This is a genomic window from Streptomyces sp. NPDC017979 (genome assembly GCF_044328175.1).
Classification (GTDB): domain Bacteria; phylum Actinomycetota; class Actinomycetes; order Streptomycetales; family Streptomycetaceae; genus Streptomyces.
The window spans coordinates 62,279-71,139 of sequence record NZ_JBIRGU010000007.1; the positions used below are offsets into that span (position 1 = coordinate 62,279).

General features: G+C 70.9%; 8 protein-coding genes. All 8 read left to right on the forward strand.

Annotated elements, in window-relative coordinates; translation table 11 throughout:
* The first annotated feature begins 123 nt into the window (after positions 1–123).
* The 8 genes from eccD (at position 124) to ACH4E8_RS19830 (ending at position 8,859) form a co-directional block, all read left to right on the forward strand.
* Positions 124–1,524, forward strand: a complete 1,401-nt coding sequence (gene eccD / locus ACH4E8_RS19795; RefSeq protein ID WP_398449871.1) for a type VII secretion integral membrane protein EccD — start codon at positions 124–126, stop codon at positions 1,522–1,524.
* Positions 1,525–1,605: 81 nt separating this feature from the next.
* The gene (eccB, locus tag ACH4E8_RS19800) at positions 1,606–3,135 is read left to right on the forward strand and encodes a type VII secretion protein EccB (protein ID WP_398449873.1); all 1,530 of its coding nucleotides are present in this window, start codon (positions 1,606–1,608) and stop codon (positions 3,133–3,135) included.
* 79 nt (positions 3,136–3,214) lie between these two features.
* A complete protein-coding gene (locus ACH4E8_RS19805; protein WP_398449875.1) occupies positions 3,215–3,556 on the forward strand; it encodes a hypothetical protein in 342 nt (113 codons plus the stop codon).
* A 65-nt stretch (positions 3,557–3,621) separates the two neighbouring features.
* Positions 3,622–3,942, forward strand: coding sequence for a WXG100 family type VII secretion target (locus ACH4E8_RS19810; RefSeq protein ID WP_361539622.1), 321 nt, complete (start codon positions 3,622–3,624; stop codon positions 3,940–3,942).
* Between the two features lie 64 nt (positions 3,943–4,006).
* Positions 4,007–4,534 (forward strand): type VII secretion system-associated protein, encoded by a 528-nt coding sequence (locus ACH4E8_RS19815; RefSeq protein WP_398449877.1) that lies wholly within the window; start codon positions 4,007–4,009, stop codon positions 4,532–4,534.
* Positions 4,535–4,656: 122 nt separating this feature from the next.
* Positions 4,657–7,953 (forward strand): AAWKG family protein, encoded by a 3,297-nt coding sequence (locus tag ACH4E8_RS19820; protein ID WP_398449879.1) that lies wholly within the window; start codon positions 4,657–4,659, stop codon positions 7,951–7,953.
* 34 nt (positions 7,954–7,987) lie between these two features.
* Positions 7,988–8,482, forward strand: a complete 495-nt coding sequence (locus ACH4E8_RS19825) for a YbaB/EbfC family nucleoid-associated protein (protein WP_398449881.1) — start codon at positions 7,988–7,990, stop codon at positions 8,480–8,482.
* Entirely contained in the window at positions 8,479–8,859 is a 381-nt protein-coding gene (locus ACH4E8_RS19830) for a hypothetical protein (RefSeq protein WP_398449883.1), read from the forward strand. The genes ACH4E8_RS19825 and ACH4E8_RS19830 overlap by 4 nt, the downstream gene beginning before the upstream one ends.
* Positions 8,860–8,861: the final 2 nt, after the last annotated feature.

Sequence of the window (8,861 nt, forward strand, 5' to 3'; positions counted from 1 at the left end):
CGTTCGCGAGGACTGAGGAACCGGTTCCACCAGTAGTGTGCAGCCCGACCACGCACACGTCCAACGATCGACCGACCCTCTGGAGACCTGACGGGGTCTCCCGACGAAGCGTGAGTTCTCCCCATGACCGACAGCACCACGTCCGAATTGTGCCGCGTCACCGTACGCGCTCCGGCCAAAGCCATCGATCTGGCGGTCCCCGCTGACGTCCCGGTCGCCGACCTGCTGCCGACCCTGGTCCGGTACGCCGGCGACGACCTGGCCGAGCGAGGTCTGGAGCACGGCGGTTGGGTGCTCCAGCGGCTGGGCGAAGCCCCGCTCGACGAGGACGCCAGTTTGGAGTCGCTCGGCGTGCTCAACGGCGAGACGCTCCACCTCAGGCCGCACACCGATGCCCTGCCCGAGGTCCTGCTGGACGACCTCGTCGAAGGCGTCGCCCAAACCATGGAGACGCAGCCGTTCGCCTGGACCGCCCCGGCCTCGCGTCGCACCCTGCTGAGCCTGCTGGTGCTCGCCCTGGCCGCCGGGCTCGCCGTCCTCGCCTGGCCGGGGCCCTCCGGCGGGCTGCGCGCGGTGGCCGCGGCGGCCACCGGGCTGTTGCTGCTGGGCGGTGCGGCGTCCGCCAGCCGTGCGGTCGGTGACGCGGAGGCGGGCGCGGCGCTCGGTCTGGCCGCCGTCCCGTACTTCACGCTGGCCGGCTGGCTGCTGCCGGGCGGCGCCCTCGGCGGGCCCGACCAGTGGGAGGTGCTCGGGGCCCGGCTGTTGGCGGCGGGGGCCGCGGCGGCCGGCGGGGCGATGCTCGCCGTGGCCGCCGTCGCCGCGTTCGCCGCGCTGTTCCTGGCCCTGGTGGTGGTGGCCGCCGCAGGCGTCTTCGCGGGGGCCCTGATGATGACCACGGACCTCGGGCCCGGCCATGCGGCCGGGCTGGTCGCCCTGGCCGCGGTGGTGTTCGGGGCGTTCGTGCCGTCGATGTCGTTCCGGCTGTCGGGGCTGCGGATGCCGCCGCTGCCTTCCAATGCCGAGCAGCTCCAGGAGGGCATCGAGCCGCACTCCCCGTCCGCGGTGGCCGCCCGCACGGTGGTCGCCGACGGTTGGATGACCGGCCTGTACACCGCCACCGCCGCCGTCTGCGCGGCCTGCCTCTACGGTCTGGCGCACCGGTTCACCCTGCCCACCGTGTTGCTGTCGCTCGCGCTGTCGCTGCTGCTGTTCCTGCACAGCCGGGCCCTCGGCAACGTCCTGCAGCGGCTGTCGCTGATCGCGGCCGGTGTCTGGGGCGGGGCGCTGCTGGTCCACGGCACGGCCGTGCACGCCGACGCCACGGGGCGGCTGCTGCTGGTCGCCGGGCTCGCCGCGGTCGCCGCCGCCCTCGCCATCGCCTCCTGGACCGTTCCGGGCCGGCGCCTGGTGCCGTACTGGGGGCGGGCGGCCGAGATCCTGCATTCCGCGATGGCCATCAGCATGCTCCCGCTGGCCCTGTGGGTGCTCGGGGTCTACGGCTGGCTGCGGGCCATGAACGGCTGACCGAACGCCCGAGGCCGACCGAGGCCGACCGAACGCCCCTGGCCGACTGCCGGACCGCCGACTCGAAGGACCGACCCACCCATGCAGAACAAGCGCGACCAGGTCCAGGCCCACATGTTCCTGATGGGCCGCTTGACCTCGGGCATGCTCCGCTCCGACCCGGACGCCCCGGAGAGCCCGCAAGGGCGCACCAACCGCGGGATAGCCATCGGCATCATCGTCGCCGTCCTGGTGGCGGTCGGGGCGTTCGTCGTGGGCCTGGTCAGCCCCGGCAAGCAGAACTCCTGGAAGACCTCGGGCGACCTGATCGTCGACAAGGCCACCGGCGCCCGCTACCTCCACCTTGACGGCCGGCTGCGCCCGGTGCGCAACTACGCATCCGCCAAGCTGCTGGGGGGCGCCAAGCTCTCCACCACCACCGTGAGCACCGGCTCGCTCAAGGGCACCCCGCGCGGCACCCCCGTCGGCATCGAGGGCGCTCCCGACGAACTGCCGTCCGCGGGCGACCTGTCCCGGGCGCCCTGGCAGGTGTGCGTCACCGAGGCCCCGCGACAGGGCGCCACCAAGGCGGTGACCACGCTCGCCATCGGCTTGGACGGCGGGGGCGAGCGGCTGGGCCGCGCGCAGGGGCTGCTGGTCGCCGGGCCCGACGGCAGCGACTACCTGATCTGGCAGGGCAGCCGGCTGCGCATCGACCGCGACTCCACCGCCGGTGAGGCGCTGGGTTACGCCTCGGTGCGGCCCGTGCCGGTCTCCGCGGCCTTCCTGAACGCCCTGCCCGCCGGGCCCGACCTCGCGGCCCCCGCCATCGAGGGTGCCGGCAAGGCGGGACCGGAGCTGGGGGGCCGTCCCACCACGGTCGGGCAGCTCTTCACGCTCGCCGTGCCGGGTGCCGACGAGCGCCACTACGTGCTGCGCGCCGACGGACTCGCCCCGGTAACGGCCACCGAACTCGCCCTGCTGTTGGCCGATCCGCGCACCCGCGCCAAGGCGTACGACGGCGCGACGCCGACCCCCGCGGCCCTGACCTCGGACGCCTTGCAGGGCAACCTGGCGCCGGACGCCGGCCGGACCGCGCGGCCCGGCCAGGTGCCGGAGACCCCGCCGACGGCGGTGAGCGTCCCCCGGGACCGCACTCCCTGCGCGCTGGTCACCCCCGACGGCGAGGGCACCCGGTTCGGCGTGGCGCTGGCCCCCACCGCCGATCTCGGTCCGCTCGCCCAGCACTCCGCGGGGGTCGCGGCTGCGGCCTGTCTGCCCGTCGACCGGGTGGCCGTGCGACCGGGACGCGGCTCGCTGGTGCGGCTGGTGGGCGCGGGCGGCGGCGAACTCGGCGGCACGCTCTACCTGGTCACCGAGACCGGGGTGAAGTACCGGCTGGCCTCTTCGGCGGCGGTGCAGGCCCTCGGGTACCAGGACGTCACCCCCGGTGAGATGCCCGCGCTGATGCTGGCGATGCTGCCCTCCGGGCCCGATCTGTCCCCCGAGGCCGCCGAGGCGGGCCGGTCCTCGGTCACCGCCCCGCGGTGCACCGCGCAGCCCGCCGGCGCCGGTCCCGAAGTCGCGGGCCGCGACAGGTCGACGGCGGGCGACAACGGAAAAACAACGTGACGGCAAGAAAGCAAGGCCGCAGTGCAAGCCGGGGTTCCTAGCATCGGGTTCCCGGACCGAACGATGGAGAGGGCGAGGCATGGCCGCCAACGGAATGCAGCAGTCTGAGGAGTCGGCGACCCGGAACGGCGTCCAGGCGCTGGAGATGGCCTTCACCGGCATCACCAAGTGCCGCCAGGACGTGGAGAACACCAAGAACAACCTGATGTCCCACTACAAGGGCAGCGACGGCAAGGCGTTCATGGACCTGGTCACCGCCTGGGAGGAGAAGGCCGACGTCATCCTGGTCAACGTCCAGGACATGATCGAGACGCTGAACCAGACCCTCGTCGAGCACGGCAAGCAGCAGGGTTCCGCGGTCGACTCGATCAACCAGGAGTACGCGCAGTCCGACGCCGTCTTCGACGCGCTGCGCGGCTGACTGACGCCCCGCGGGGCCGCCCGTACTCCCCCATCCCCAGCACGCACGCGAGACGAGGACACGACATGACGGACTTCTCCGACGGCTACATCTACGTCGACTACTCGCACATGAGCAACGCCGCGGACGACATGATCAGCCAGACCAAGGCGATCGACAGCATCCTCACCAACTTGGACGCCGAGCTCAACGAGTTGAAGAACTCCTGGATCGGTGACGACAAGGACGTGTACAGCCAGAAGCAGCAGGTCTGGAACAGCGCGGTCCAGGCGATGGAGGAGCTGCTCACCAAGCACTCCATGCTGCTGACCAGCGTCTCGGAGAACTACCAGTACAGCGAGCGGTCCCTGACCCAGATGTGGGACTCGGTGAAGATCGGCCGCTGACCCGGCCCGCGGGCCGCGGCCCGGCGGCCCGCCGTGCACCACCCCGACCCTCAGGAGACGCGCCATGGCGAAGGAAGACCCGAACAAGGACCCGAACAAGGACACGGGCAAGCTCAGCATGGACAAGGCGGGCCTACATGCCTTCCAGCGCGACCGGGTCGAGCCGTTCGAGGAGGAGCTGCGCAAGATCGCCCTGGACGACCCGACGTTCGGCCCCTCCATGGGCAAGCTCATCGGTGACGCGGACTACTCCGGCAAGCGCGACTTCGCCACCTACGGCGCCTCCCGTCCACTGATGCTCGGGCCGATGCTCAAGGAGGAGTTCCTGCACGGCAAGGGCCTCGCCCTCAACCAGGCGATCGGCAAGTCGGCCGAACGGCTCACCAAGATCTACGACGAGCAGACCGGACTCTTCAAGGACCTCCGCGAGAACCTCGAATCGAGCATCGAGACGCTGTTCAGCGCCCAGTCGGGCAACCTGGTCGGCATCGACGGCCAGGACTTCCTGGACGTCTTCGAGGACGTGGAGTCCCGTCTGAACGGTGGCCAGAGCGGCGGGGGCGGGGGCAAGGACAAGGACGACGACAAGTGACGGGCGACCGCGCCACGCCCTAACCGCTCGTCACCCCGTCACCGCCCTCGACGCCGGCGCGGCTCGCCGCGTCGCACCCGCCCGCCCGCCCCGTTCCGCCCCAACGCCCGGAGAGTCCCCTCGTGGCCGAGAACGTCGTCTACCCCGCAGACTCCGTCGATGACTACTGGCACACCGCCGTGCAGGTGCTCACCGGGTACGTCATGCCCAAGCGAGAGCTCCTGTTCGGTTCCCTGGTGGGCAACGACAAGATCCCGCTGATGCGGGTGGAGTTCTCCGACCACGACGGGGAGCCCTCCAACGCGGTGCTCGACGCCGTGAACGACCTGAGCTGGCGCAGCGAGAACTCCGGCTGGCGGGTGGAGAACACCGACTTCGTGGTCCCGTTCTACTCGGGCAAGAGCGGGCCGATCGCGGAGGCCCCGACGGGCACCAAGGTCAAGATGAAGAAGGCCCGCATCACCCTCCTCGGCACCGCTGGCACCGACGACGCGCCCGCCGGCGGCGTGGTGCTCGGGGGCGAGTTCAAGAGCGGGCTCGGCAAGGACTTCCAGGGGCAGAGCAAGGACACGACCTGGAGCAACAAGGCGCTGGCCCAGTACAGCTACGGCGGCGGCAAGGCCCTGGAGCAGTTGCTGAACTACGGCAGCACCCTGCACTTCAGTTGGAACGACCTCCCGGTGAAGGACGCGGACGCGGTGGACCTGGAGTCCTTCGCCCGCAACGCCCAGGCGTTCGACCGGGTGGCGCAGTTCTTCGCCGCCCGCACCAGGGAGCTGAAGGACTGGGAGTTCGACCTCGGCAAGCAGGAGGCGGCCTGGAAGGGGCAGGCAGCCGGGGTCTTCAAGGACCTCATCCACGCCCTGGTGCGCACCTACGAGTCCTACAGCGAGCAGTTCCCCGTCTCCGGGACCGTCAACTCCACCTACGGCAACGACCTGCGCCGCTTCCAGCGGGACGTCAAGAACGCCGCCGACAAGCTCCACGGCAAGTGGGACACCTGGCAGCTCCTGACCGGCAACCCGCTGCGCTGGCTCCATGACGTGCTGTTGGACGTCACCGACCACATCTGGCACAACAACATCAAGAAGGTCCGCTTCAAGGCGACCTACGGCGCCCGCGGCATGAGCACCGGCGGTTACCACTACGTCAAGTACGACGGCTTCTCCGGTGCGGTCAGCCCGTACGGGATGTTGGAGGAGAAGGAGACCTGGAAGAAGATCGGCGAGGAGGCGATCCGGCGCTGGCAGAAGTCCGTGCAGGACGTCCTGTCCGCCGCCGGCAAGCAGGCCCTGATCGACGTCGAGAACTCCCTCAACGACCAGAAGTTCCCCGAGAAGATCACCACCGAGACGATCAGCCTGAGCAACCAGCTCGCCAAGGACCAGGCCGCCCGGGACCGGGCCGATGCGGCGAAGGCGAAGGCCGATGCGGCGGCGGCCGCCGCGGCGGCGAAGGCCGAGGCCGAGCGCAAGCAGCGCGAGTTGGAAGAGAAGATGCGGCTGGCTCAGGAGGAGGCCGAACGCAAGCAGCGGGAGGCGGAGGAGAGGGCGCGCCGGGCTCAGGAGGAGGCCGAGCGCAGGCAGCGGGAGGCCGAGGCCCGTGCCGAGCAGAGGCAGCGGGAGGCCGAGGAGCGCGCTGCCAAGAGGCAGGCGGAGCTGGACGCCAAGCAGGAGGAGAAGGAGCGGGAAGCCGAGGCGAAGCAAGCCGAAGTCGAACGCAAGCAGGAAGAGAAGGAGCGCGAGGCCGAGGCAAAGCAAGCCGAGGCGGAGCGCAAGCAGGCCGAGAAGGAAGCCGAACAAGAAGCCAAGCAGGAAGAGGCCGAGCAACGCGCCGAGCAGAAGCAGGCCGAGCAGGAGGCGAAGCAGGAGCAGAAGGAGAAGGAGGCCGAGGCCAAACAGGCGGAGCAGGAGGCCAAGCAGGAGAGGTTGCAGCAGGAGGCCCAGGACCGGCAGGTCCTGTTGATGAATCAGACCCGTGCGGAGCAGGAGCGGCAGCGCAAGGAGCAGGAGGCGAAGCAGGAGGAGGCCGAAGCCCGGCAGGAGCAGAAGGAGGCCGAGCAGGAGGCCAAGCAGGAAGAGAAGGAGCGCGAGGCCGAAGCCAAACAAGCCGAGGCGGAGCGCAAGCAGGCCGAGAAGGAAGCCGAACAAGAAGCCAAGCAGGAAGAGAAGGAGCGGGAAGCCGAAGCCAAACAAGCCGAAGCCGAACGCAAGCAGGCCGAGAAGGAAGCCGAACAAGAAGCCAAGCAGGAAGAGGCCGAGCAACGGCGGATCCAGACGGAGTCCGAGTACCAGGCCAAGCAGGAGGAGAAGGAGCGCGAGGCCGAAGCCAAGCAGGCCGAAGCCGAGCAGCGGGCCGAGGAACGGCAGGCAGAGGCCGAGGCGAAGCAGGAGGAGCAGGAGCGCAAGGCCGAGGAGCGGCGGGCCGAGCAGGAGGCGAAGCAGGAGCAGAAGGAGAAGGAGGCCGAGGAGCGGGCCGAGCGGCAGATGCGGGACCTCGGGCTCGACGGGCTGGACTCCGGTTCCGGCTCCCCCGGTTCGCAGGACGCTCCGATCCCCGACGGTCTGCGCCACCCCGACGGCTCCCGGATCGGCGGCGAGTCCGGCACCACCACGCTCAACCCGGACGGCACGGTCACCTTGGACCACCCCGACGGGTCGTCCCGCACCATCGACCCGTCCGGCGGCGAAGTGGTCACCACCCTGCCCGACGGCTCCACCGTCTCCGACCACCTGCGTCCGGGCGACTCGATCACCAACGCCGACGGCAGCGTCACCCGGCTCGGCGAGGACGGCAGCCTCACCACCACCCTGCCCGACGGCTCGCGCAGCGTCCTCGACCCCGACCGGGGGACGCTCACCACCAGCCAGCCCGACGGGACCACGATCAGCTCCCCCATCGATCCGGGCGAGACCCTTCCCACCGGACTCGGCGGCGGGACGTCCGGCGGCGCGGGCGCATCGGGCGGCGGTTCCCTGTACTCGCCCGACTACTCCGGCGCCGGTTACGAGGAGGAGTTGTACGACCGGTCCCTGGACTCCCCCGGCGGCGGGTCGGACCGCGGTCTGGGCGCCGGCAACGGCGCCGGTGCGGGGATGCCGATGCTCCCCATGGGCACGCGCATCAACGGCTCGTCCACCGGTGGCGCCGAGGGCGAGCGGGTGCGCGGCACGGTCGACGACGGCCAGGCCGTCACCACCCGCCGCTCCGCGGGCGGCCGGGGCCAGGACGAGGTCTCGGTCGCCAACCGGGGCTCCCTCGCCACGGCGTCCGGGGGCATGCCGTACATGCCGCCGATGGGCGGTGGCGGCGGTCAGCAGACCGAGAGCCAGGACCGCGAGCGGGCGTCCTGGGTGGAGGAGGACGAGGACGTGTGGGGCACGGACGAGGGTGGCGCCCCCGCGGTCATCGGACGCTGACCGCCTCGAAGACCAGTACCAGGGGAGACCAGGGATGAACGAACCGATCCAGGAGCGGCTGGCCAAGGCGGTGGCCCGGTTGGAGCAGACCCGACAGGCCGTCGCCGTCGCCGAGCAGCAACTGCGCAGCTCCAGCGTCACCGTGCGGTCCCGGGACCGCAGCGTGGAGGTCACCGTCAACTCCCAAGGCCATCTGACCGACCTGCGCTTCCTCGACGGCAAGTACCGCACCATGGGGTCCGCCCAGCTCGCCGCGGCGGTCATCGAGGCCGCCCGGCAGGGGCAGGCGGAGATGGCCCGTACGGTGCTGGACGTCTTCCAGCCGCTCTCCGAGACGGTCGGCGACCGGCCGCACATCGAGGGCTCCGGCGTCGACTGGGGCAACGTCTTCGGGCCGCTGCTGGAGACCGTGGAGCGGGGCGGAGCGGGCCGCGGCGCCAGCGACCGACTGCGTGACGAGATCACCGAGGACGGCGATGAGGGCGGGCCCGCGGCCCGTCCCGAGGACCGGAGGAAGGGGCAGCGATGAGCTACGGATACGGTTCGCACTTCGAGGGGGACCCCGCCAAGCTGTCGGCGTTCATCGCCGAAACCCGCGCGCTGGCCAGGCGGTTCAAGCAGGTCGCCAACGAGTTCCCGGGCGAGGTGGCGTCGACCTCGATGTGGCCCGGAATCGACGACGAGTACGCGCAGGAGATGCGTCCGCAGGCGGAGCGCGAGTTCGAGTACGTCCAAGACGGTCTGAACCTGGTCGCCGACGGCTTCGACGCCTCCACCGAGGGCCACTTCCTGGCGCTGCGGAAGATCAAGTCCACCCAGTCCGAGAACCTGGACGGCATCGGTGAGCTCAAGGGACAGCTGGGCTCGGTGGGCGAGGGCGGCGGCTCGGGCGGCGGAAAGCACTGACC